General features: G+C 71.5%; 17 protein-coding genes, 2 pseudogenes and 1 riboswitch. Of the genes and pseudogenes, 8 read left to right on the plus strand and 11 right to left on the minus strand.

What is annotated here, in order from left to right; all coding sequences use genetic code 11:
• Positions 1 to 70 precede the first annotated feature (70 nt).
• Positions 71 to 838 carry a hypothetical protein gene (locus M4V62_RS17615; protein ID WP_249588223.1) on the plus strand — a complete coding sequence of 256 codons (768 nt, stop codon included), beginning with the start codon at positions 71 to 73 and terminating at the stop codon, positions 836 to 838.
• Positions 839 to 899: 61 nt separating this feature from the next.
• Here the strand turns inward: M4V62_RS17615 and M4V62_RS17620 are convergent, their stop codons facing one another.
• A complete protein-coding gene (locus tag M4V62_RS17620; RefSeq protein WP_249588224.1) occupies positions 900 to 2,222 on the minus strand; it encodes a serine hydroxymethyltransferase in 1,323 nt (440 codons plus the stop codon).
• A 40-nt stretch (positions 2,223 to 2,262) separates the two neighbouring features.
• Positions 2,263 to 2,353: riboswitch (ZMP/ZTP riboswitch) on the minus strand.
• A gap of 111 nt (positions 2,354 to 2,464) precedes the next feature.
• Here M4V62_RS17620 and rocD point away from each other — a divergent pair.
• Positions 2,465 to 3,667 carry an ornithine--oxo-acid transaminase gene (rocD, locus tag M4V62_RS17625; protein ID WP_249588225.1) on the plus strand — a complete coding sequence of 401 codons (1,203 nt, stop codon included), beginning with the start codon at positions 2,465 to 2,467 and terminating at the stop codon, positions 3,665 to 3,667.
• A 1,849-nt stretch (positions 3,668 to 5,516) separates the two neighbouring features.
• On the opposite strand, the pseudogene M4V62_RS17630 reads toward rocD, so the two are convergent.
• Positions 5,517 to 6,086: pseudogene (locus M4V62_RS17630) on the minus strand (ATP-binding protein); the annotation flags it as partial.
• 1,270 nt (positions 6,087 to 7,356) lie between these two features.
• A pseudogene (locus M4V62_RS17635) lies at positions 7,357 to 8,124 on the minus strand (AfsR/SARP family transcriptional regulator); the annotation flags it as partial.
• A 176-nt stretch (positions 8,125 to 8,300) separates the two neighbouring features.
• Between M4V62_RS17635 and M4V62_RS17640 the strand changes: the two are divergent.
• The gene (locus tag M4V62_RS17640; protein WP_249588226.1) at positions 8,301 to 9,398 is read left to right on the plus strand and encodes an NADP-dependent oxidoreductase; all 1,098 of its coding nucleotides are present in this window, start codon (positions 8,301 to 8,303) and stop codon (positions 9,396 to 9,398) included.
• Between the two features lie 35 nt (positions 9,399 to 9,433).
• Positions 9,434 to 9,838 carry an NAD(P)H-dependent oxidoreductase gene (locus M4V62_RS17645; RefSeq protein ID WP_425575250.1) on the plus strand — a complete coding sequence of 135 codons (405 nt, stop codon included), beginning with the start codon at positions 9,434 to 9,436 and terminating at the stop codon, positions 9,836 to 9,838.
• 8 nt (positions 9,839 to 9,846) lie between these two features.
• On the opposite strand, the gene M4V62_RS17650 is transcribed toward M4V62_RS17645, so the two are convergent.
• The 3 genes from M4V62_RS17650 to M4V62_RS17660 form a co-directional block, all read right to left on the minus strand.
• The gene (locus M4V62_RS17650) at positions 9,847 to 10,632 is read right to left on the minus strand and encodes an SAM-dependent methyltransferase (protein WP_249588227.1); all 786 of its coding nucleotides are present in this window, start codon (positions 10,630 to 10,632) and stop codon (positions 9,847 to 9,849) included.
• 90 nt (positions 10,633 to 10,722) lie between these two features.
• Positions 10,723 to 11,916 (minus strand): glutathionylspermidine synthase family protein, encoded by a 1,194-nt coding sequence (locus tag M4V62_RS17655; protein WP_249588228.1) that lies wholly within the window; start codon positions 11,914 to 11,916, stop codon positions 10,723 to 10,725.
• A gap of 40 nt (positions 11,917 to 11,956) precedes the next feature.
• Positions 11,957 to 12,307, minus strand: a complete 351-nt coding sequence (locus tag M4V62_RS17660; RefSeq protein ID WP_249592883.1) for a hypothetical protein — start codon at positions 12,305 to 12,307, stop codon at positions 11,957 to 11,959.
• 234 nt (positions 12,308 to 12,541) lie between these two features.
• Here M4V62_RS17660 and M4V62_RS17665 point away from each other — a divergent pair, with 234 nt between their 5' ends.
• Complete coding sequence (locus M4V62_RS17665; RefSeq protein ID WP_249592884.1) at positions 12,542 to 13,399, plus strand: hypothetical protein; 858 nt, start codon at positions 12,542 to 12,544, stop codon at positions 13,397 to 13,399.
• Between the two features lie 595 nt (positions 13,400 to 13,994).
• On the opposite strand, the gene pdxR is transcribed toward M4V62_RS17665, so the two are convergent.
• Positions 13,995 to 15,404, minus strand: a complete 1,410-nt coding sequence (gene pdxR / locus M4V62_RS17670) for a MocR-like pyridoxine biosynthesis transcription factor PdxR (protein WP_249588229.1) — start codon at positions 15,402 to 15,404, stop codon at positions 13,995 to 13,997.
• Between the two features lie 47 nt (positions 15,405 to 15,451).
• On the opposite strand from pdxR, the gene M4V62_RS17675 reads away from it, so the two are divergent.
• The 3 genes from M4V62_RS17675 to M4V62_RS17685 are packed head-to-tail and all read left to right on the plus strand — an operon-like array spanning position 15,452 to position 17,186.
• Positions 15,452 to 16,018, plus strand: coding sequence for a carboxymuconolactone decarboxylase family protein (locus M4V62_RS17675; RefSeq protein ID WP_249588230.1), 567 nt, complete (start codon positions 15,452 to 15,454; stop codon positions 16,016 to 16,018).
• Complete coding sequence (locus tag M4V62_RS17680) at positions 16,015 to 16,461, plus strand: carboxymuconolactone decarboxylase family protein (RefSeq protein ID WP_249588231.1); 447 nt, start codon at positions 16,015 to 16,017, stop codon at positions 16,459 to 16,461. The genes M4V62_RS17675 and M4V62_RS17680 overlap by 4 nt, the downstream gene beginning before the upstream one ends.
• Positions 16,458 to 17,186: an isocitrate lyase/PEP mutase family protein gene (locus M4V62_RS17685; protein WP_249588232.1), complete on the plus strand. Its 729-nt coding sequence runs from the start codon at positions 16,458 to 16,460 to the stop codon at positions 17,184 to 17,186. The genes M4V62_RS17680 and M4V62_RS17685 overlap by 4 nt, the downstream gene beginning before the upstream one ends.
• Before the next feature lie 255 nt (positions 17,187 to 17,441).
• Here M4V62_RS17685 and M4V62_RS17690 read toward each other — a convergent pair whose 3' ends face one another.
• From M4V62_RS17690 to M4V62_RS17705, 4 genes are read right to left on the minus strand one after another with little or no spacing between them, the layout of a single operon-like run.
• Positions 17,442 to 18,404: an ABC transporter substrate-binding protein gene (locus M4V62_RS17690; protein ID WP_249588233.1), complete on the minus strand. Its 963-nt coding sequence runs from the start codon at positions 18,402 to 18,404 to the stop codon at positions 17,442 to 17,444.
• Position 18,405: 1 nt separating this feature from the next.
• Positions 18,406 to 20,373 carry an ABC transporter permease subunit gene (locus M4V62_RS17695; RefSeq protein WP_249588234.1) on the minus strand — a complete coding sequence of 656 codons (1,968 nt, stop codon included), beginning with the start codon at positions 20,371 to 20,373 and terminating at the stop codon, positions 18,406 to 18,408.
• Entirely contained in the window at positions 20,373 to 21,530 is a 1,158-nt protein-coding gene (locus M4V62_RS17700; protein ID WP_249588235.1) for a quaternary amine ABC transporter ATP-binding protein, read from the minus strand. Before M4V62_RS17700 ends, M4V62_RS17695 begins: the two co-directional genes overlap by 1 nt.
• Positions 21,527 to 23,062 (minus strand): GMC family oxidoreductase, encoded by a 1,536-nt coding sequence (locus M4V62_RS17705; protein WP_249588236.1) that lies wholly within the window; start codon positions 23,060 to 23,062, stop codon positions 21,527 to 21,529. The genes M4V62_RS17700 and M4V62_RS17705 overlap by 4 nt, the downstream gene beginning before the upstream one ends.
• Positions 23,063 to 23,132 lie beyond the last annotated feature (70 nt).

Below are 23,132 nucleotides of genomic sequence, written 5' to 3' on the forward strand. Positions count from 1 at the left end.
GGCTCGGGCGGTGTACCAGAAGTGACGCGGTGCGGACGGGTCGTGCCGGAGAGCGGCTGGGGGATCGGACATGCGGATGCGGACGGCAAGGGGAATGTGCGGGTCGGTGGCGGGGCTCGCGGCCGCGCTGGCGCTGGGGGTGATGGGAGCGCCGCAGGCGGTGGCGGGCGGACCGACGAGCGTCCTCGTGGTCTCGCCCGAGAGCGGACAGAGCACGGCGCTCTATGTGAGTGAGAAGGAGTACGGCGAGCTGGAGCGCTGTCTCGGCACCATCGGCGACATCGGCAAGGGCAGGCGCGAGCAGCCGCCGGGCCTCGACATGGGCGACGGCAGCCGTCAGATCAATGTGACGTGGATGGTCCACGACGTGCAGCCGTGGCGGGTGGACCGGGCCTATCCGGTGGCGTCCGGCTCCAAGGACGGCAAGGGCGCCAAGGCCGTGTGGATCCATACGACGACGGACGTCGATTCCATGACCGGCACCTGGCACAAGGCGGAGGATCCGGCTCGTCTGACGGCGCTGTTCAAGAAGCTCGGGGTCATGGGCGCGTCGGCGGACGGGGGCAATCAGGCGATACCGCCGAGGACGGATGCGGACCCACCGCCGACGACCGCCCCGGAAGCCGCCGGGCCGGGGCAGGCGGCCACCGCACGGGCCGATGACGCGTCGGGAGACAGCGGCACGGACTGGTGGTGGGCGGCAGGGGGCGTCGCGGCGGGGGCCGCGGGAGCGCTGCTGCTGCGGGGGCCGCTCACCAAGCGGCGGTCCTTCCTCGTCTCGCTGCGTGGGCGACGGTCTCATGAGGATGGCCCGCGGCAGGAGTTGAGAGATGTATGAGGGCTGCGGCCGCTCCCGGCCGGTGAGTTGGCCGGCCGGGGCGGCTGTTCAGCTCGGAGGGTCAGTGGGCCGGCAGGCCCGGGGCCGGATGGGCGGCCATCAGGTCGGCGACCTCGGACCGGATCGTCGTCAGGGCGTCCTCGTCACCGGCACGGGCCGCGGCGACGCCTCGGTCGATCCAGTCGGCGACGGTCGGCATGTGCTGCGTTCCCAGGCCGCGGGAGGTGAGCGAGGGGGTGCCGATGCGGATGCCGGAGGGGTCGAAGGGCTTCCTCGGGTCGTACGGCACGGTGTTGTAGTTGACGACGATCCCGGCCCGGTCGAGGGCCTTGGCGGCGACCTTGCCCGGGACGTCCTTGGGGGTGAGGTCCATCAGGATCAGGTGGTTGTCGGTGCCGCCGGAGACCAGGTCGAAGCCGCGGGCGAGCAGCGCTTCGGCGAGGGCCTGGGCGTTGGCGACGACCGCGTGGGCGTAGTCGCGGAAGGAGGGCTGCGACGCCTCGTGCAGGGCGACGGCGATGGCGGCGGTGGTCTGGTTGTGCGGGCCGCCCTGCAGGCCGGGGAAGACCGCCTTGTCGATGGCCTTGGCGTGCTCCTCGCGGGACATCAGCATCGCGCCGCGCGGGCCGCGCAGGGTCTTGTGGGTGGTCGTGGAGATCACGTCGGCGTGCGGCACCGGTGAGGGGTGCGCGCCGCCCGCGATCAGGCCGGCGATGTGCGCGATGTCGGCGACGAGGACGGCCCCCGCCTCGTGGGCGATCTTGGCGAAGGCGGCGAAGTCGATGGTGCGAGGGAGGGCGGTGCCACCGCAGAAGATCAGCTTGGGGCGTTCCTTGAGGGCCAGGTCGCGCACCTCGTCGAAGTCGATGCGGCCGGTGTCGTGGCGGACGCCGTACTGGACGCCGCGGAACCACTTGCCCGTGGCGGAGACACCCCAGCCGTGGGTGAGGTGGCCGCCCATCGGGAGGGCCATGCCCATCACGGTGTCACCGGGTTCGGCGAAGGCGAGGTAGACGGCGAGGTTGGCCGGGGAGCCGGAGTAGGGCTGGACGTTGGCGTGCTCGACGCCGAAGACGGACTTGGCGCGGGCGACGGCAAGGCGTTCGACGGGGTCGATGTTCTGCTGGCCCTCGTAGTAGCGGCGGCCCGGGTAGCCCTCGCTGTACTTGTTCTGCAGGACCGTGCCGGAGGCTTCGAGGACGGCGGTGGAGACGTAGTTCTCGCTGGGGATCAGGCGCAGGGTGTCGGCCTGGAGCTGCTCCTCGGCGCCGATGAGCGCGGACAGCTCGGGGTCCTGTGCGGCGAGCGCGGGGTGGTTGAGGGTGTTCGGGGCATCCGCGGAGACCGCGGAATGCGAGGAACTGGGCGAAGGGGAGTGAGTCATGGCGTCCTCCGGGGCGAGCGGTGAGTGTCCGGTCGTGGTCCCGGGGTGCCCAGGCGGTCGGCACCTCGAAGGTTCTGCCTCGCACGGCTTCCTCGGGGTCCGTTCCCCGTGCGCCAGTCGCCGTGCTGTAAAGACCAGCCTATCGGGCACGCCGGGGCGGCAGGTTTCCTCGTCCGGGATCCGAGCGACGATAGAACTTGGGCGCCACACCCGCCCCATGCCGCAGGACGAACGGAGACCCCGTGTCGACTACCGAAGAGTTCATCACGTCGGCCGAAGCGCACAGCGCGCACAACTACCACCCGCTGCCCATCGTGGTCGCGTCGGCCGAGGGTGCCTGGATGACGGACATCGAGGGGCGCCGCTACCTCGACATGCTCGCCGGGTACTCGGCGCTGAATTTCGGGCACGGCAACCGCCGCCTGATCGACGCGGCCAAGGCGCAGCTGGAGCGGGTGACGCTCACCTCGCGGGCGTTCCACCACGACCGGTTCGCCGACTTCTGTACGCGGCTCGCGGAGCTGTGCGGCAAGGAGATGGTGCTGCCGATGAACACCGGCGCGGAGGCGGTGGAGACGGCCGTGAAGACGGCCAGGAAGTGGGGGTATCAGGTCAAGGGCGTGCCCGACGGGCGGGCGAAGATCGTCGTCGCGCGCGACAACTTCCACGGGCGGACCACGACCATCGTCAGCTTCTCGACGGACCCCGAGGCGCGTGCGGACTACGGCCCGTACACGCCGGGTTTCGAGATCGTGCCGTACGGCGATCTGACCGCGCTGCGGGCCGCGGTCACGGAGAACACCGTGGCCGTGCTCCTCGAGCCGATCCAGGGCGAGGCCGGGGTTCTGGTGCCGCCGGCCGGATATCTCCAGGGCGTAAGGGAGTTGACCAAGGAGCGGAACGTCCTCTTCATGGCGGACGAGATCCAGTCGGGGCTCGGCAGGACGGGCAGGACGTTCGCGTGCGAGCACGAGGGCGTGGTGCCGGATGTGTACATCCTGGGCAAGGCGCTCGGCGGGGGTGTCGTGCCGGTGTCCGCGGTGGTCGCGGACGCGGATGTCCTCGGGGTGTTCAAGCCCGGGGAGCACGGGTCGACGTTCGGTGGCAATCCGCTGGCGTGCGCGGTGGCGCTTGAGGTCGTCGACATGCTGAGCTCGGGCGAGTTCCAGCAGCGGGCCACCGAACTGGGCGAGCATCTGCACGCCGAGCTGGGGCTGCTCGCGGGCACGGGCGCGGTGACGCAGGTGCGGGGCCGCGGGTTGTGGGCGGGCCTCGACATCGAGCCGTCGCACGGCACGGGCCGGGAGATCTCCGAGAAGCTGATGGACCGGGGTGTGCTGGTCAAGGACACCCACGGGTCGACGATCCGGATCGCGCCGCCGCTGGTGATCAGCAAGGAGGACCTGGACTGGGGGCTTGATCAACTGCGGGGAGTGCTGGCCTAGTTCCGCTTACCGATTACCGAGGGCCCGGTCAGTCGCCGGTGACCGATCCGTTCGCCAGTGGACCGTCCGCCAGGTCCGGGGCGGGGGCGTCGTGGCCGCGGGTGTACGCGGCCGCGTAGTCGTCCTCGCCGAGGGCTGTGCGGGAGCGTTGTGCGGCGCGGTCGACGTCGAAGCGTTCGGCCGGCGGCAGGGGGCTGCCGGTTGCCTCGCGCAGGGCGGCGGCGGCTCCGAGGAGTTCGGCGGCGCGGGTGTGGTCGTGCGCGAGGGAGCGGGCTCCGGCCAGGCCTTCGAGGGCTTGGGCGACCGCGCGCTCGTCGCCCGTGCCGCGGGCCACGGTGAGGCCCTCCCGGTGGAGTTCCTCCGCGCGTGCCGCGTCACCGCGCTGCTCGGCTACGTAGCCGAGCTGGGCCAGGATCAGGGCGGTGCCGGAGTGGACACCGAGGCGGCGGTTCCAGGCGAGCCAGGGCAGGAGGTGCTTCTCGGCGGCGTCCAGTTCGCCGAGGCGACGGGCGCCGATGGCCAGGCCCGTCTCGGCGAACTGCTGCGCGGGCCCGTGCGAGTGCTGGGCGGCGAGGCGTGCGGCGCGCTCGTGGAAGTCGGTGGCCGCGGCGTCGTCACCGGTGAGCAGGGCGATGCGGCCGAGGCGGGCGAGGCGGAAGGACACGTCGGTCCACAGCTGGAGCTCCTCAGCGCCGCGCATGCCGTCGCGGTGGAGCCGGGCGGCACCCTCGTAGTCGGCGGCGATCTCGGCGAGCACGCCCAGCTGCTCGGACGCCTGCAACTGGCCCCAGCGGTCGCCCAGTCCGGCGAACAGCGCGGCGCTGGCCTCGGCGTCGCGCCGCAGGGTCGCGAGGTCGCCGCGGTAGAGGGCACGGGTGGCGCGGGTACTGAGAGCGGCGGCCACGCCCCAGCGGTCGTCCGCCGCGCGGAACTCCTCCAGGATCTCGTCGACCTGGGTCTCCTCGCTCCTCGTACGGTCGAATCCGCAGCGGGCGTAGGCGAGGAGCCAGCGGGAGCGGAGGTCGGCGCCTTCCGCGTCGGCATCGGTGCCGATGTCGGTGTAGGGGGCGTCGTCGCCGGTGAGCAGGGCGAGGGCGGCGCGGGCCGTGCGGGCGGAGGCGCGGGGCTGGGCTGTGGCGGTGACGGTATCTGTCTCCCCGGACGGGGGCAGGTTCAGGGCGAGGGTCAGGGAGCGCTCCGCTTCGCCCAGGCGACCGCGCAGGAACCAGTACCAGGTCAGGGAGTTGGCCAGACGCAGGGCGAGGGCGGCATCGCCTTCGGCCTCGGCCCACTCCAGCGCGGTGCGCAGGTTGACGGCCTCGGAGTCGAGGCGGTGCAGCCACTGTTGCTGGCCGGGGCCCATGAGTTGGGGGGCGGCGCGTTCGGCGAGGTCGGCGTAGTGGTGGGCGTGGCGGCGGCGTACGTCCTTCGCCTCCCCCGCCTCGTCGAGCCGTTCGAGGCTGTAGGCGGTGACGGATTCCAGCATGCGGTAGCGGATGCCGTGGGTGCGGTCAGCTGCTTGGGGGGTTGTGGCAGTGAGGAGGGAGCGGTCGACGAGGCGGGTGACGAGGTCGAGCACGTCCGCTGCGTCGCCGGGAGCGGAGCCGCCAGGAGCGGAGCCGCCGGGAGTGAAGCTGCCGGGAGCGGAGCCGCCGGGAACGCTGCCGCCGGGAGCGGAGCTGCCGGGAGCAGAGCTGCCAGGAACGCTGCCGCCGGGAGCGGAGCTGCCGGGAGCAGAGCCGCCGGGAGCGGAGAAGCCGGGAACGCTGCCGCCAGGAGCGGGGCCGCCGGGAGCGAAGCCTCCGGGAGTGAAACTGCCAGGAGCGGAGCCGCCGGGAGTGATGCCGTACACCGCTTCGGCGGAGTCCAGGGTGAAACCGCCGCAGAACACGGCGAGTTGGCGCAGTGCGCCCTGTTCCTCCACCGTCAGCAGCTCCCAGCTCCAGTCGATCATCGCGCGGAGGGTGCGCTGTCGGGCGGGGGCGTCCCTGCGTACCTGATTGAGCAGCCGGAACCGGTCGTGCAGCCGATCGGTGAGGGCGTGCACGCCGAGGGCGCGTACGCGGGTGGCGGCCAGTTCTATGGCGAGTGGTATGCCGTCGAGGCGGCGGCAGATGAGGGCGGCGGCGGGGGTGCTCTCCGCATCCAGTACGAAGCCGGGGGCGGCGGCAGCGGCACGCTCGGCGAACAGCGCCAAGGCCTCGCCCTCCGCGAGCGGCGCGACTGCCTCCAGGGTCTCGCCGGCGAGGGCGAGCGGCTCCTGGCTGGTGGCGAGGACGCGCAACTCGGGGGCGTGCCGGAGGAGCTCGGAGGTCAGGGCGGCCACCTGCTCCAGGACGTGCTCGCAGTTGTCGAGGACGAGGAGGAGACGACGAGGGGCGAGGGCTCGGGCGAGGAGTCGCACCAGCGTGGGGGGGGTGTCGGGGGTCGGGGGCGGGTCCGGTACCGGGGGCGGGTCCGGTACCGGGGGCGTGCCGGGGGCCGGGGGCCTGCCGGGGGCCGGAGGCCTGCCCGGTAGCGAGAACTTGCCCTGCGCTCAGGGCCTGCCCTGCGCCGGAAGTCTGCCCCGCGCCGGGGACTTGATCAGCGTCGAAGGCCGAGTGGGCGCCGAAGGCTTGCCCCGCGCCCAGGGCCCGCACGGCGCCAAAAACCTCCCCGGTACCGAGGGTCTGCCCAGCGCCGGAAGCCTGCCTTGCACCGGAGTCCTGCCCCGAGCCGGAAGCCTGTCCCGCGCCGGGGACTTGACCAGCGTCGAAGGCCGAGTCGGCGCCGAAGGCTTGCCCCGCGCCCAGGGCCCGCACAGCGCCAAAAACCTCCCCGGTACCGAGAACTTGCCCTGCACTCAGGGCCTGCCCAGCGCCGGAAGCCTGCCTTGCACCGGAGTCCTGCCCCGAGCCGGAAGCCTGCCCCGCGCCAGGGACTTGACCAGCATCAAAGGCCGAGTCGGCGCCGAAGGCTTGCCCCGCGCCCAGGGCCCGCACAGCGCCAAAAACCTCCCCGGTACCGAGAACTTGCCCTGCACTCAGGGCCTCCCCGGTACCGAGGGTCTGCCCTGCGCCGAACGCCGAGTTCGTGGCTTCGGGCGTGGTTGTACTCGGCCGCCGCTCGGCCGATGCCGTGGCGGCGTTGCCATCCGGCTCACGCGTTTCCTCGCGCGTCCCCTCACGCACCTCCTCGCGCGTTCCCTCGTGCGCCACCTCACTCGTCCCCTCACGCACCACCTCACGCGCCCTCTCACGCGTCCCCTCGTGCGCCACCTCACGCGTCCCCTCCCGCGCCCCCTCGCGGATGAGTGACGGGTCGTCCCGGATGCCCAGTGTCGCTGCCACCGTTTCGGCGACGTCGCCCTTCGTGCCGGACAGTTCCACCAGCCAGACGCCCTCCTTGAAGTCGTCCGCGAGTCCCGCCGCCGCCTCCACCGCCAGGCGGGTCTTGCCGACGCCGCCCGGTCCCGTCAGCGTGACGAGGCGTGACGCTCCTACCAGCTCCCGCACCCGGGACACCGCGCCCTCCCGGCCCACGAGGGCGGTGACGGGGGCGGGCAGGTTCGTCCGGGGGTGAAGTGCCTCCGGCTCCGGCTCAGCCTGCGCCGCCTCGGAGAGGTCGGAGGAGGGCTCCGAGCGCGGTCGCGGTCCTCGTCCTTCCGCCCTCGGTGCCGCCAGTTCCGGTGACTGGCGGAGCATTGCCTCCTGGAGTGCGGCGAGTTCCGCGCCGGGGTCCATGCCCAGGTCGTCCGCCAGGCGCTCGCGCAGGTCCCGATAGGCGTCCAGCGCCTCCGTCGGGCGCCCCGCCAGGTACAGCGCCCTCATGTACGCGCCCCGCAGCCTCTCCCGCAGCGGCTGCTCGGCCACGAGGTCCGCCAACTCATCCGCCAGCGAGGCGTGTTCACCGGGGGCGGCCAGGTCAAGGCGCAGCTCCGCCCGCACCTCCTGAGCCGTGAGCCGCTGTTCCTCCAGGCGAGCCACCGCCACCCGCACGAACTCCGCGTCGCGGAAATCCGCGTACGCCGGTCCGCGCCACAGCGTCAGCGCCTCGGAGAGGAGCGAGACCCTCGTCCGCGCATCAAGGGTGTCGTGCGTGTTGGGTGTGTTGGGTGTGTCGTACGCGCGTGATGTCAGGGCCACGAACCCTGCCGCGTCCGTCAGTTGCTCCGGCGCCACTCCCTCCGGGGCCCGCAGCAGATACCCGGCCGGGCCGTACGCCACGAGTTCCCGCGCGCCCGGCTCCGCCTTCTCCAGGGCCCTGCGCAGCTGGGAGATCTTGGTCTGGAGGCTGTTGGCGGGGTTGCCCGGCAGCCGTTCGCCCCACAGGCCGTCGATCAGGACGTCAGCGGGGACCGGCCGCCCCTGGTGGATCAGGAGATTCGCGAGCAGGGCACGGACCTTCGGCTCGGGAACCGGGACGACCGTCCCGTCCGCCGTGCGCACCGTCAACGGGCCCAGCACCTCGAATCGCATGCCGCCACGTTAATGCGGGCCGCGGCGGGGCCCCCGCGGCCGTGCGCGAGCCGTCAGTGGTCCGTGCGCGGCCCCGGGCACGGTAGTCCACGTGACCAGGAAGGGCCGGACGGCAGCCCGGTCACACGGACCGAAGCCGAACGAAGCGCAAGCCACGACCCGGAAGGACCACCACCATGTCCAGCTCCCAGTCCAGTTCCAAGTCCAGTTCCAAGTCCAGCTCCCCTACCCTCACCGCCACCCCCACCACCTCCCGCGAGGTCCGCCTCGCCGCCCGCCCCACCGGTGAACCCACCCCCGCCGACTTCGAGTTGGTCACCACCGACATCCCGGAGCCCGCCGAGGGGCAGATCCTGGTCCGCAACACCTGGATGTCCGTGGACCCGTACATGAGGGGCCGCATGAACGACGCCCCCTCCTACATCCCGCCCTTCGCACTCGGCGCCGCCCTCGAAGGCAGCGCGGTCGGCGAGGTCGTCGCCTCCCGTGCCGAGCATGTGCCGGTGGGCGCGACCGTCTCGCACTTCCTCGGGTGGCGCGAGTACGCCGTCGTGGACGCCGCCACCGCCACGGTCATCGACACCACGCTCGCCCCGGCCCCCGCCTACCTCGGCCCCCTGGGCACCACGGGCCTGACCGCGTACGCCGCGCTCACCCGCACCGCCCCCGTCCGCGAGGGCGACGTCGTCTTCATCTCGGCGGCGGCGGGCGCGGTCGGCAGCGTCGCCGGGCAGTTGGCCCGCGAGCTCGGTGCCTCCCTCGTGATCGGCTCGGCGGGCGGACCGGCGAAGACCAAGAAGCTGCTCGACACGTTCGGCTACGACGCGGCCATCGACTACCGCCAGGGCGGCATCCCCGAACAGCTCGCCCAGGCCGCCCCCGACGGCATCGACGTCTACCTGGACTCGGTCGGCGGCGATCACCTCGAAGCCGCCATCGGAGCCATCCGCACCGGCGGACGTATCGCCCTCGTGGGTGCCATCAGTGGCTACAACACCACCACACCCACGCCCGGACCGAGCAACCTCTTCCGCGCCGCGACCCACGAGGCGACCCTGCGCGGCATGCTCGTCAGCAGCCACTTCGACCTGTTCCCCGAGTGGATCGGCAAGGCCACGGGCCTGCTCGACGACGGCACCCTGCGCACCGAGCAGACCGTCGTCGAGGGCATCGAGCAGGCGTCCGACGCCTTCCTCGGTGTGCTTCGCGGCGCCAACACCGGCAAGATGCTCGTCCGCCTGGCGCCGGCCACAGCCCCCGCACCGACTCCCTGACCGGTCTGCTCACCCCTCACGCCCGGGTCAGACTCATGCGCGAAGGCCACACCGTCGACCTCCTCGACCTCCTCGACCTGCACGCCGAGGGCTTCGACCCCCGGATGGCCGAGGCGGACGAGCCGGACTGGGCGGACCGCGACAAGACGTACTCGGACGAAGTGCACGCCCACATGCGGCGCGTGGCGGCTGCCGACACCGTCATCGTCGTCTTCCCCCTGTGGTGGTTCGGGCTCCCGGCCCTGGCCAAGGGGTGGATCGACCGGGTGTGGAACTACGGGTTCGCCTACGGCCGCTCCCGCCCCCGCCTCGGTGCACTTCGTGTACGACTCGTTGAACGCGGGCGAGGCCGCGTTCAAGGAGACGGACGGACGGACGCGGCCCTCGACGGACTGGACCTCGGCCGACCGGGTCCAAGCAGCCCCGGCCTCAGCGCTTGAGCCCCACCTCAGCGCTTGAGGCCCACGCCCCCGAACATGGCCACGTCCTCGACCCCGGCCGCCTCCTCCGCGCGCCAGCGGTTGCACGACACCACACCGGGTTCCAGGAGCTCCAAGCCGTCGAAGAACTGGGCGACTTGCTCGGGCGGGCGCTGCGTGAGCCTGGGCGTGCCGTTCTCGTTCCAGAACGCCACCGCTTCGTCCACGTCAGGCATCGCCGGGCAGGTGATCGTGTGCGAGAGGACCAGGTGGCTGCCGGCCGGCAGCGCGTCGAGCAGACGGCGCACGATGCCGTACGCCTCGGAGTCGTCCTCGATGAAGATGACGACCCCGAGCAGGATCAGCCCGACGGGCTGGTCGAAGTCGAGTGTCTTGGCGGCGTGTTCGAGGATCGCGTCGACGTTGCGCAGATCCTCGTCGAGGTAGTCGGTCCTGCCCTCGGGGGCGCTGGTGAGCAGGGCGCGGGCGTGGGTGAGGACCAGCGGGTCGTTGTCCACGTAGACGACACGGGACTCGGGGGCGATCCGCTGCGCGACCTCGTGGGTGTTGTCCGCGGTCGGCAGTCCGGTGCCGATGTCGAGGAACTGCCGGATGCCGCACTCGGTCACGAGGTGGCTCACGGCGCGCCCGAGGAACTGCCGGTCGGCGAGCGCGTACGCGCCGATTCCGGGGTGCAGCGTGCGGATCTGGTCCCCGGCGGCCTGGTCGACGGGGTAGTTGTCCTTTCCGCCGAGCCAGTAGTTCCAGATCCGGGCCGTGTGAGGCTGCGTGGTGTTGATCCTGCTGTCGGCCATGTCCGGTTCGCCTCCGAGTACGTCTTCGCGATCAACCGGCAGCGTACCCAAGGGACTTAGCGAGCGGGCCGCCCCTCGGGAACGTCGACCTCAGAGAATCACGTGCGGCAGGAACCTCGCGTACTCGTCCGTGATCAGACCGGCCGACTCCCGGATACCGAGCCCCGCCGCCTCGTCCTCGACGACCCACGCACCGAGCACCACACGGTTGCCGTCGAAGTCGGGCAGTGGCGCCAACTCCTGGTAGCAGTAACCCTCTTCACCGCGTACGTCGGTTCCGGCCTCGCCCGGTGGATGGACCGTGACTCCGGCGCCCTCGCGGCCGAGGAGCGGCTTGGTGACGTAGCCGCGCCCGGAAGCGAGCTCCCGAGGCCCGTCCAGATAGGCGGGGAGGAGGTTGGGGTGGCCGGGGTACCGCTCCCAGAGGACCGCGAGCAGCGCCTTGTTGGACAGGAGCATCTTCCAGGCGGGCTCGATCCACAGGGTGGATCCGGTGCCGCCGCCGTTGTCGAGGGTCTCCAGGACGTGCGGGGCGAAGCGGTCGGTGGTCAGCCACTCCCAGGGGTAGAGCTTGAAGCAGCTGCGGATGAAGCCGAGCTTCTTGTCGACGAAGCGCCGCGAGAGCCGGTCCCAGCCGATGTCCTCCATGGAGATGGCCTCGGTGTCGAGCCCGGCCTGCTGCGCGGTCTCGCGCAGATACGCGACCGTCATCAGATCCTCGCCGAGTTCGTCCCCCGCCGAGTGCGCGAAGTACAGCGGGCCGCCGGGCGGAAGCAGCGCGGCCTGCTTCTTCCAGGCGTCGACGAGGCGTTCGTGGAGGGAGTTCCACTGGTCGGCGCCGGGGAAGCACTCCTCCATCCAGAACCACTGGGGGCTCGCGGCCTCGACGAGCGAGGTGGGGGTGTCGGCGTTGTACTCCAGCATCTTGGCCGGGCTGCCCGTGCCGTCGTAATGCAGGTCGAACCGCCCGTAGAGGGAGGGCAGTTCGGCGCGGCGGCGCCAGGCCTCGGTGACGGCCTCGGCCACTCGGGGGTCCGTGATGCCGAGGTCGGCGAGGCGGTCGTGCGTGACGATGTGCTCGGCTGCCGCGAGGCACATCGCGTGCAGCTCCTCGACGACCTCTTCGAGGGCCTCCACCTCGGGCAGGGAGAAGACGTAGCAGGCGGACTCGTCCCAGTAGGGGCGCAGCGAGTCGTCGGGGTAGCGGGTGAGGGGGTAGATGAGCCCCTGGTCCTCGACGGTCTGCTGCCAGCCGGGGCGGGGGGTGAGGGTGCGGCGTTCCATGTCCTCGGTCCTGATTCTCGGTCCTGGTCCTCGGTGCCGCTCAGCCGCCGCCGCTTCCGCTGCCCGAGCAGCCGAAGCCGTCGCGGTCGACGGCCTCGCTGCGGCTGAAGGTGCCGTAGTCGGCGCGGCGGCCGTCGACGTCGGCGTCGTAGTACCAGTCGGCGTCCATGCGGCCGGACTTGCCGGTGCCCGTACCCGTGCCGGTGCCCGTTCCGTAGGAACTGCCACTGGCCTGGCGGCCCTTGCCGTACGAGGAGGAGGACGTACCGCTCTTGCAGTTCTTGTCGGCGACGATTCTGTAGCCGGTGAGGTAGTCGTAGCTGTCGCGGTCCACGCACCGCTTGTCCGGCTCCGAGCCGCACGAGGACAGGGCCGCCGCGAGGACGCCCATGCCGCCGAGCACGACCGTGCTGGACCGCAGCCTCCGACGCCGCGTCCCCTGTTCCGTCTTCTGCGCCTGCGCCTGCGCCTGCGCCTGCTCTGATGGTGCCATCAGGTCTACCGCTCCCCGTTGTCGTACATGTGTCAAAGCTTGATCGGCGATCAGCGTAGGTAAAGGGCCGTGCGCCATGCCAACCGGCTCAGCCGAATCCCTCTCCTCTACAGTCACTTCGTGTCTCTTGGGATGATTTGCGCACTCGGTTCAGCGGTCTGCTTCGGCACGGCCTCCGTCTTCCAGGCCGTCGCCGCGCGCGCCACGGCGCCGGGGACGGGGTCCGGGGTCGACCCCGCGCTGCTGCTGCGCGCGGTGAAGCAGTGGCGGTACGTCGTGGGGCTCGGGCTCGACGGGCTCGGGTTCCTGCTGCAGATCGTGGCGTTGCGCTCCATCCCGATCTATGCCGTCGGCGCGGCGCTCGCCGCGAGCCTCGCCGTCACGGCGGTGGTGGCCTCGCGGATGCTGCGGGTGCGGCTGAGCGGGGTGGAGTGGGCCGCCGTGGCGGTGGTGTGCGCGGGGCTCGCGATGCTGGGGCTCGCTTCGGGGGACGAAGGGGAGCGCGTCGGGTCTACGACTCTGCGGTACGTGATGCTTGGCGTGGCGGTGGGGGTGCTGGCCCTGGGGGCCGTGGCGGGGCGGTTGCCCGGCCGGGGGCGGGCGCTGGCCCTGGGGCTCGGGGCCGGGTTCGGGTTCGGGGTGGTGGAGGTGGCGGTGCGGCTGATCGACGATGTCTCGCCGGGGGCCTTGGTGACCAATCCGGCTTCCTACGCCCTGCTGGTGGGCGGAGGCGCGGCGTTTCTGCTGCTCACGTCCGCGTTGCAGCGGGGGTCGGTGACGACCGCCACCGCGGGGATGGTGATCGGGGAGACGATCGGGCCCGCGGTGGTGGGGGTGGTGTGGCTGGGGGATCGGACCCGGGGCGGAATGGAGTGGGTCGCGGTGCTCGGGTTCGCGATTGCCGTGGTGGGGGCGCTGGCATTGGCGCGCTTCGGCGAGGCGCCGGCTCCTGCGGAGGAGGCGGCGGATTCCAGCCCGTCCGGCGTTTGAGGAGACGGCGGATTCCAACCCACCCGGCATCCCCGTCCGGCGTTTGAGAAGGCGGCGGATTCCGGCCCGCCCGGCGCTTGAGGAGACGGCAGATTCCAACCCGCCCGGCATTTGAGGAGACGGCGGACTCCAACCCACCCGGCATCCCCGTCCGGCGTTTGAGGAGACGGCGGATTCCGGCCCGCCCGGCGCTTGAGGAGACGGCAGAATCCAGCCCACCCCGCACTTGTGAAGACAGCGGACTCCAACCCACCCCGCACTTGAGAAAACGGCAGAATCCAACCCACCCGGCATCCCCGTCCGGCGTTTGAGGAGACGGCGGATTCCGGCCCGCCCGGCGCTTGAGGAGACGGCAGACTCCAACCCGCCCGGCATTTGAGGAGACGGCGGACTCCAACCCACCCGGCGCTTGAGGAGACGGCAGACTCCACCCCGCACTTGAAAAGACGGCAGACTCCAACCCACCCGGCGAATGAGAAGACGGCGGACTCCAGCTCGCCCGGCATTTGAGGAGACGGCGGACTCCAGCCCGTCCGGCGTTTGAGGACGAACTCGGCGGAGCCGGTGATCGGCGGTGCGCACAGACCGCCGAGCCTCACGGCAGGACCCTGCACAGCGCGTCCAACGCCCCCGCCCACGCGTGATCCGGCGGCGTCCCGTACCCCACCACCAGCGCGTCCCGGCCAGGGACCCGCGCCGCCGGGTGGCGGAAGGTGGACAGGCCCTGGACCGCGAGCCGCTGCCAGCTCGCCGCCTGGACCACCGATCGCTCGGTGCCCGGCGGCAGTTCGAGCACCGCGTGCAGCCCCGCGGCGATCCCCGTGGCCCGTACCTCCGGCGCGCGTGCGGCCAGTGCGGCGACCAGTTGGTCGCGGCGGCGCCGGTAGCGCAGGCGCGCGCCCCGCACATGGCGGTCGTACGCGCCCGACGTGATGAACTCCGCGAGCGTCAGCTGGTCGAGCGCTCCGCAGGCCCATTCCGCGCCGCTCTTCGCCTCGACGACCTCGGCGGCGATCGGTGCGGGAAGGACCATCCAGCCGAGCCGCAGGCCGGGGGCGAGGGACTTGCTCGCTGTGCCGAGGTAGACCACGCGGTCGGGGTCGAGGCCCTGGAGCGCGCCCACCGGCTGGCGGTCGTAGCGGAACTCCCCGTCGTAGTCGTCCTCCAGGATCAGCCCGCCCGCGCTCCGTGCCCAGTCGACGGCGGCCGCGCGCCGGTCGGGGTGCAGCGGATCCCCCATCGGGAACTGGTGCGCGGGCGTCAGGAGCGCCGCCCTGGCCCGCCCTGATCCCAACTCCTCTGTGGATGTCCCCAGTTCGTCGAAGGGCAGCGGCCTGGTCCGCAGCCCCGCCCGCTTCAGCAGATTCCAGTGCACGTCGAGGCCGTACGACTCGACCGTCATCTCCCGCAGTCCACGCGCCCGCAGCACACCGCCCAGCACGCTGAGACCTTGCGCGAACCCGGCGCAGATGACGATGCGGTCCGGGTCAGCGTGCACGCCGCGCGCACGGGAGAGGTAGTCGGCGAGGGCGGTGCGCAGCTCGATCCGGCCGCGCGGGTCGCCGTAGCCGAGCGCGTCGTTCGGGGCGGCTGCCATGGCCCGGCGCGCGGCCTTGAGCCAGGCGGCGCGCGGGAAGGAGCCGAGGTCGGGGGTGCCCGGCATCAGGTCGTACGTCGGACCGCCGGCGGCCCTGCGGCGCGGTGCGGGCGCCGCGGGGCGCGGCACGGCGCGTTCGGCCACGCGGGTGCCCGAGCCCTGGCGGGCGGTGAGCCAGCCCTCGGCGACGAGATCCGCGTACGCGTCGGCGACGGTGTTGCGGGCGATGCCCAGGTCGACGGCGAGGGAGCGGGAGGAGGGCAGGCGGGTGCCGGGGGCGAGTCTGCCGCCGCGCACCGCCTCGCGCAGGGCGTCCGTGAGGCCCTTGCGTACGCCGGAGTGCGTCGCCGCCTCACCGGCCATCTCCAGGTGGAGGTCGACGCCCAAAGTGGCCCAGGAATCTTCCATGGGAATGGACCATACCTGTGGGCTACTCCGGCCGTACGGTCGATGGCATGACGACGAATGACAGCACCCCCGCCCCGGCACAGACGCAGACGCAGTCGCAGGCGCAGGCGCAGAGGCAGACGCAGACGCAGACCAAGGAGTACGTCCCCGAACACACGCCCCGCCTCGACTGGCACCAGCACGCCCCCGAGGTCTTCAAGGCGATGGTCAGGCTCGACGCGGCGGCCCGTAAGGGCGTCGACCCGGTGATCCTTGAGCTCGTCAAGATCCGCGCCTCGCAGCTCAACCACTGCGCGCTCTGCGTCGACATGCACAGCAAGGACGCCCTCGCCGCGGGCGAGAGCGTCGAGCGGATCATCCAGCTCAGCGCATGGGAGGAGTCGCAGCACTTCTACACGGCGAAGGAGGTCGCCGCGATCGAGCTCGCCGAGGCGATCACCGTCCTGACGGACGGCTTCGTGCCGGACGCGGTGTACGAGCGGGCGGCGGCCCTCTTCGAGGAGCAGGAGCTGACGCAGCTGATCGCCGCGATCACGGTGATCAACGCGTGGAACCGCTTCGGCGTCTCGACGCGTCAGGTGCCGGGCCACTACAAGGCCGGTGACCACAAGTGAGCGCTCGGACCACTCATCTCGACAAGGGGGTCGGGGCCGCGCTCGCCGCGCTGAGCGCGGCGGCGAAGAAGGGGCTCGGCGACCCCGTGCTCGCCGAGCTCGTGATGATGCGGGCCTCGCAGATCAACGCGTGCGCGTTCTGCCTGGACATGCATGTGGACATCGCCGTGCGGAACGGCGAGACGGCGAAGCGGATCGCACTGCTCAACGCGTGGGCGGAAGCGGGCGAGGTCTTCAGCGAGCGGGAGCGGGCCGCGCTCGCGCTGACGGAGGCGGTCACGGTCCTGACGGACGGGTTCGTGCCGGACGAGGCGTACGAGGCTGCGGCCAAGCACTTCGGCGATTCCGAACTCGCCCATCTCATCGGGGTGATCACCGTCATCAACAGCTGGAACCGGGTGATGGTCAGCCGCCGTACGGAGCCGGGCGGGTACGCGCCATGAGCCTCGTGGACGACTTCCGCGCGCTGCACCGTGGGCGCGCGCCGGGTGACCCGCTGGTCCTGCCGGGGCCCTGGGACGCGGCCAGCGCGCGCGTCTTCGTGGATGCCGGGTTCCCGGCCCTCGCGACGCCGAGCGCGGGGGTCGCGGCGTCGCTGGGGTACGCGGACGGCGAGGTGCCGCCGGACGAGATGTTCGCGGCGGTGGCCCGGATCGTGCGGTCGGTGTCCGGAGCCGTGCCGGTGAGTGCGGACATCGAGGACGGGTACGGCCTGCCGCCGAAGGAACTGGTGGAGCGGCTCCTGGAGACGGGCGCGGTGGGCTGCAACCTGGAGGACTCCTCGAACGCGAACGGGGCTCTCAAGGATCCGCGCGAGCAGGCGGAGTGGCTGGCGGAGGTGCGTTCCGTCGCGGGCGGTGCGGTGTTCCTGAACGCGCGCGTGGACACCTTCATCAAGGGTGTCTCCGACCCCGGCCGGGCGATCGAGCGGGCGCGGCTGTACGTGGCGGCGGGCGCGGACTGTGTCTACCCGATCGGCGCGCCGCAGGAGGTGCTTCCGGAGCTTCGGGCGGGTATCAAGGGCCCCATCAACGTGGGCGCCGGACCGGCTTCCGGTTCCGCCCTGCGGGAGCTGGGCGCGCTGGGCGCCACGCGGATCACTTTCGGCCCGGGGTTGCAGATCCGTGCGACGGAGGCGCTGCGGGAGATCGCTGCCGGGCTGGGGTAGTCGGCTGCGTCTCGCTGCCGGGTGCCCGGCGCCGCCTCGCACCGGGCACGCGGCTGTCGTGGCAACGCCCCGTGCCGGGCGCGCCGTCGTCGTAGCAACGCCCCATGCCGGGCGCGCCGTCGTCGTGGCAACGCCCTGGACCGCCGCTTCGCGGCGGATCTTTCCCGCCCACCCACCCGATTACCCCGCGGAGTAACGGGTGGGTGGGCGGGAGAATCCCGCCGCGAAGCGGTCAAGCCCCCCCCCGCCACGGGGCTACTTAGGCAGCCAGCCCCGCCACTTCGCCTCGTTCCCGGCGACCCACTTCGCCGCCGCGTCCTCCGGCGACATCTTCTTGTCGGCGATCATCAGCGAGACCTCGTTCTGGTCCTCCTCCGACCACTTGAAGTTCTTCAGGAACTCCGCCGCGTCGCCGCCCTTCTTGGCGAAGTCGGCGTTGAAGTACTTCTGCAGAGGCGTGTGCGGGTAAGCGCACTTGATCTTGACGGGGTCGGCGTCGCAGCCCTCCTTGTACTCGGGCAGCTTCACCTCCGTCATCGGCACCTTCTCGAACAGCCACTGCGGCTTGTACCAGTACGTCAGGAACGGCTTCTTGTGCTTGGCGAACTGCTCGATCTGCGTGATCTGCGCCGCCTCGGAGCCCGCGAAGACGACCTCGTAGTCCAGACCGAGGTTCTTCACCAGCGCCTTGTCGTTCGTGACGTACGACGGGGAGCCGTCCATGAGCTGGCCCTTGCTGCCGCTCTCGGAGGTGCGGAAGTCCTTCGCGTACTTGTTCAGGTTCTTCCAGTTGGTGACGTCCGGGTGCTTCTTCGCGAAGTACGTCGGGACGTACCACCCGATGTGACCCGTCACGCCGACATCCCCGCCGGGGACGATCGTCTTCTTGTCCTTGATGTAGCGCTGTTCCTGGTCCGGGTGGCCCCAGTCCTCCAGGATCGCGTCGACACGGCCCTGGCTGAGCGCGTCCCAGGCGGGGACCTCGTCGATCTGGACCCTGTCGACCCGGTAGCCGAGCTCCTTCTTGAGCAGGTACTCGGCGACGGCCACGTCCGCCTGCGCGCCGACCCAGGACTGGACGGACAACGTCACCGTCTTGGCGCCCGCGGCATTGGCGTACGGAGACGCCTGCTTGGTCATGTCCGAGGCACAGCCGGAGAGCGCGAGCAACGCACAGCTCGCCGTGACAGCGCTCATCACACGCGTACGTACTCGCATGTCAGGCACCCTTCTTCGCGCGGCGTTCCGTCGGCTGCGTGACCCGGTCGAGCATCAGGCCGAGGCAGACGATCGCCACACCCGCCACCAGACCCGTCGCGAGGTCGCCCTGCGCGAGGCCGAACACCGCTTCGTAGCCGAGCGCGCCTCCGCCCACCAGGCCGCCGATGACGACGACGGCGAGGATGAGGACGACCGCCTGGTTGACGGCGAGCAGCAGGGCCGGGCGGGCCAGCGGGAGCTGGACCTGGCGCAGTTGCTGCCAGCTGGTGGCGCCCAGCGAGCGGGAGGACTCCATCGCGGCGCCGTTGACCTGGCGCAGGCCCTGCGTGGTGATGCGGATGACGGCGGGCAGCGCGTACACGACGGCTGCGGCGACCGCGGGGGCTCGGCCGATGCCGAAGAGGGCCACGACCGGGATCAGGTACACGAACTGCGGCATCGTCTGGAACACGTCGAGGACGGGCCGCAGCACTTGCTCCAGCCTCGTGCTGCGCGCCGCCGCGACGCCGATGGCGAAGCCGAGGACCACCGTGACGACGACGGCCGCGAGGACCTGCGCGAGCGTGTCCAACGACGGCTTCCACACGCCGAGCACGCCGGTCGCCGCCATCGCGAGGACGGCGGTGAGCGCGGTCTGCCAGGTGCCGATCAGCCAGGCGAGGGCGGCGATGACGAGCAGGATCGACCACCAGGGCATCCCCTGGAGTCCGTCGCGGATCGGGTCGAGGACCCAGGTGGTGAAGTGCGCCGCCCAGTCGGCGGTGCCGCCGACGACGGGCACGTCGGTGTAGATGTGGTCGACCATCCAGTCCTTGGCGGTGTTGACCGGCCCGACGATGTTGACGATCCAGCTCTCCGGCCACTCCAGGCGGTCGGCGAAGCGCGCGGCGAGCGCCGCCACGACGGTGACCGCTCCGGCCACGGCCCAGCCGCGCCGGCCGCGCAGCGGTGAGCTGTCCTCGGTGTTGTCGCCGAGCCGCTCCCCCGCCGCGCCCGTCACGCGGTCGAGGACCACGGCGAGCAGCACGATCGGGATTCCGGCCGCGAGCGCCGCGCCGACGTCCACCGAGCCGAGGGCCTGGTAGACGCGGTCACCGAGACCGGCGCCGCCGATCATCGACGCGATGACGGCCATGCCGAGCGCCATCATGATCGTCTGGTTGAGGCCGAGCAGCAGTTCCTTGCGGGCCAGCGGGAGGCGCGCCGAGAGCAGGCGCTGGCGGGCGGTGGTGCCGAGCGACGTCACCGCCTCCATCACGCCGCCGTCGGCGCCGCGCAGGCCGAGCGCGGTGAGCCGGGCCATCGGCGGGGCCGCGTACACGACGGTCGCGATGACCGCGGCGGGCACGCCGATGCCGAAGACCAGGGCGACGGGCAGCAGGTACGAGAAGGCGGGGAGCACCTGCATGGTGTCGAGGACCGGCCGCAGGATGCGGTAGACGCGGTCGCTCAGACCGCCGGCGAGCCCGAGCAGCATGCCGAGCACGACGGAGACGAGCACGGCCACGATCATCAGGGCCAGCGTCTGCATCGTCGGCACCCACATGCCGAGCATCCCGCACAGGCCGAACGAGGCGGCGGCCAGGACCGCGAGCCGTACGCCCGCCACGCGCCACGCGATGAGCGCGGCGCCGACGGTCACTCCGGCCCAGCCGGCCGCGAGCAGCACGAGGTAGACACCGCGGATGGAGAGCACGATGCCGTTGGAGATGTTGCCGAGGACATAGACGAACAGCGGGTGGCTGTCGCGGTTGTCGATGATCCAGTCGGTGGTCTTGCCGAGCGGCTCGGTCAGGTCGACGGTGAGCGCGTCGGGCCAGGCGCCCGACGCCCACTTGGCGTTGACGATCGGCACGAGGATCGCCGCGGCGACGGCGAGCAGCAGGAGCTTGCCGACGGCGCGGTGGCGCAGGAGCGCGCCGATGCCCGTATCTCGTACGGGACTCGATGCGGTGGCGGTGGCCATCAGGCGACCACCTCGCCGGTGTCGGAGCGCCCCTTGTCGGGCTTCTGCGCCGGGTCGCCGGGCTTCTGTGCCGGGGCCACGCCCGCGACGACGCCGAGCAGCGCCTCGTGGTCGACGACGCCGAGACAGCGCGGTCCGTCCATCACGCGCACCGGGAAGCCGGACTTGGCGACGGCCTCGATGGCGTCGGCGACCTTGGCGTCGGGCGCGAGCGCGGGGCCGCGGCCCTGCTCGTCGGCGTCGGCGGGGCGCATGGCGGTGCGCACGCTCATCACGTCGGCGCGTGCCACGTCCCGTACGAAGTCGCGTACGTAGTCGTCGGCCGGGGAGCCGACGATCTCCTCGGGCGTGCCGAGCTGCACGATGCGGCCGTCGCGCATCAGCGCGATGCGGTCGCCAAGGCGCAGGGCCTCGCTGAGGTCGTGGGTGATGAAGACCATGGTGCGGCCCTCTTCGCGGTGCAGGCGGATGACTTCTTCCTGCATGTCGCGGCGGATCAGCGGGTCGAGCGCGCTGAACGGCTCGTCGAAGAGGAGGACTTCGGGGTCGACGGCGAGGGCGCGGGCGAGGCCCACGCGCTGCTGCTGACCGCCGGAGAGCTGTCCGGGCTTGCGCTGCTCGAGTCCTTCGAGGCCGACCTTGGCGACGACTTCGAGGGCCTTGGCGCGGCGCTCGGCCTTGCCGACGCCCTGGATCTCCAGGCCGTACGCGACGTTGTCGAGGACGGTGCGGTGCGGGAGGAGGCCGAAGTGCTGGAAGACCATCGCGGCGCGGTGCCTGCGCAGTTCGCGCAGGCGCGCCTTGTCCATGGCCAGGACGTCCTCGCCGTCGATCGCGACGGCCCCGGAGGTCGGCTCGATCAGGCGGGTGAGGCAGCGTACGAGCGTCGACTTGCCGGAGCCCGACAGGCCCATGACGACGAAGACCTCGCCCTTCTTCACCTCGAAGGACACATCGCGCACGGCGGCGGTGCAGCCGGTCTGCTCACGCAGTTCGGCGGGCGTGAGGTCGTGGACCGAGGTGTCGCCCGGTATTCGGTCGGCCTTCGGACCGAATACCTTCCAGAGGTTCTCGACGGCGAAGACGGGTCCGTCGGCGGACTCCTGCTTCGACGGCGGCGTCGTGTCTTCCGCGTTCTTCACCAAGGCCTCGCTCATCGGCCGTCACCACCCAGCATCTCGGCACATTTCTCCCCGACCATGAGCACTCCGATCATCGGGTTCACGGCGGGCATCGTCGGGAAGACGGATGCGTCCGCGATACGGATTCCTTCGAGTCCCCGGATCTTCAACTCCGGGTCGACCACGGCGAGTTCATCGGTGGCGGCACCCATGCGGCAGGTTCCCGCCGGGTGGTACACCGTGTGCGCGGCCTTGCGCACGAGCTCGCTGATCTCGGCGTCCTCGGTCACCTCGGGACCGGGGAACACCTCGCGCTTGAGCCACTTGGCGAACGGCTCGGACTGCGCGACCTTGCGGGCCAGCTTGATGCCGTCGACCAGGGTCTGCCCGTCGTAGTCCTCTTCGTCCTCGAAGTACTTGAAGTCGAGGGCGGGCTTGACCTCGGGGTCGGCCGACGTGAGGTAAATACGGCCGCGCGCACGGGACTTGGTGATGTTCGGCGTCATCGACACGCCGTGCTCCGGGCGTTCGTAGCCCAGGCGCTCCGGGTTGTCCGTGAACGGGATCTGGTAGAAGTGGAACATCAGGTCCGGGCCCTTGTGGTCCGGGTCCCGCTTCACGAACAGGCCCGCGTCGGAGTCCATCGCGGAGTTGCCGGGGATCGGTCCGTTGGTCTCCCAGACGATGACCGACTCGGGGTGGTCGATGAGGTTCTCGCCGACGCCAGGCAGGTCGTGCACGACCGGGATGCCGAGGGCTTCGAGGTCCTTGGCGCGGCCGATGCCGGAGTGCATCAGCAGACGCGGGGTGTCGACCGCTCCCGCGCACACGAGCACCTCGCGGCGGGCGGTGAGCAGCTTCTCCACACCCTCCTTGGTGCGGATGTGGACGCCGCGCGCGGTCTTGCCGTCCAGCTCCAGCTTGGTGGCCCAGGTCTCCAGGAAGAGGTGGAGGTTCGGGCGGTCACCGGCCTCCATGTGGGGGTGGAGGTAGGCGACGGACGCGGAGGAACGCTTGTTGTTCTCCGGGTGGTACGAGAGGTCGAAGAAGCCGACGCCCTCGTCGAAGGGCTTGTCGTTGAAGCCGATGACCTCGGGGATGCCGAGCGCGTCCTGCGCCGCGGCGACCCAGTCGGTGGCGATCTGGTTCTGGTCCTTCTTGGCGACGCGCACGATGTTGTTGCGCAGCTTGCCGAAGAAGGGGTCCATCGCCGCGGCGCCCCAGCCGGTGGCGCCCGCCTCTTCCCACTCGTCCCAGTCGGACGGCAGCGGCTTGAACGAGATCAGCGTGTTGTGCGACGAGCAGCCGCCGAGGACCTTGGCGCGGCTGTGCAGGATGTGCGAGTTGCCGCGCGGCTGCTCGGTGGTCGTGTAGCCGTAGTCGAGGTCGCCGCCCAGGAGGCCGAGCCAGCGGCGCAGCGTGAGGACGTCGTCGCGGTCGATGTCGCTGGGGCCGCCCTCGATGACGGCGACGGTGACGTCCGGGTCCTCGGTGAGGCGGGATGCGATCACCGAACCTGCGGTGCCGCCGCCGACGATGACGTAGTCGTACTCGGTGGTCTCAGCCATGCGTGCTGCTCCTCTTCCTGCGAGGTGTGGTGCCAAGGTGCTCGCGCGTAATGAGCGGGGGGTGCTCGGA

The sequence above is a fragment of the Streptomyces durmitorensis genome, from assembly GCF_023498005.1.
GTDB lineage: Bacteria > Actinomycetota > Actinomycetes > Streptomycetales > Streptomycetaceae > Streptomyces > Streptomyces durmitorensis.

Bases quoted from the DNA above. Each gene is read 5' to 3' on its own strand.
- M4V62_RS17700 (WP_249588235.1), bottom strand. From the start codon at position 21,530: ATGAGCGAGGCCTTGGTGAAGAACGCGGAAGACACGACGCCGCCGTCG.
- M4V62_RS17650 (WP_249588227.1), bottom strand. From the start codon at position 10,632: ATGGCCGACAGCAGGATCAACACCACGCAGCCTCACACGGCCCGGATC.
- M4V62_RS17675 (WP_249588230.1), top strand. From the start codon at position 15,452: ATGACGACGAATGACAGCACCCCCGCCCCGGCACAGACGCAGACGCAG.
- M4V62_RS17665 (WP_249592884.1), top strand. From the start codon at position 12,542: ATGATTTGCGCACTCGGTTCAGCGGTCTGCTTCGGCACGGCCTCCGTC.
- M4V62_RS17620 (WP_249588224.1), bottom strand. From the start codon at position 2,222: ATGACTCACTCCCCTTCGCCCAGTTCCTCGCATTCCGCGGTCTCCGCG.
- M4V62_RS17645 (WP_425575250.1), top strand. From the start codon at position 9,434: ATGCGCGAAGGCCACACCGTCGACCTCCTCGACCTCCTCGACCTGCAC.
- M4V62_RS17655 (WP_249588228.1), bottom strand. From the start codon at position 11,916: ATGGAACGCCGCACCCTCACCCCCCGCCCCGGCTGGCAGCAGACCGTC.
- M4V62_RS17705 (WP_249588236.1), bottom strand. From the start codon at position 23,062: ATGGCTGAGACCACCGAGTACGACTACGTCATCGTCGGCGGCGGCACC.
- M4V62_RS17695 (WP_249588234.1), bottom strand. From the start codon at position 20,373: ATGGCCACCGCCACCGCATCGAGTCCCGTACGAGATACGGGCATCGGC.
- M4V62_RS17685 (WP_249588232.1), top strand. From the start codon at position 16,458: ATGAGCCTCGTGGACGACTTCCGCGCGCTGCACCGTGGGCGCGCGCCG.
- pdxR (WP_249588229.1), bottom strand. From the start codon at position 15,404: ATGGAAGATTCCTGGGCCACTTTGGGCGTCGACCTCCACCTGGAGATG.
- M4V62_RS17660 (WP_249592883.1), bottom strand. From the start codon at position 12,307: ATGGGCGTCCTCGCGGCGGCCCTGTCCTCGTGCGGCTCGGAGCCGGAC.
- M4V62_RS17615 (WP_249588223.1), top strand. From the start codon at position 71: ATGCGGATGCGGACGGCAAGGGGAATGTGCGGGTCGGTGGCGGGGCTC.
- M4V62_RS17690 (WP_249588233.1), bottom strand. From the start codon at position 18,404: ATGCGAGTACGTACGCGTGTGATGAGCGCTGTCACGGCGAGCTGTGCG.
- M4V62_RS17640 (WP_249588226.1), top strand. From the start codon at position 8,301: ATGTCCAGCTCCCAGTCCAGTTCCAAGTCCAGTTCCAAGTCCAGCTCC.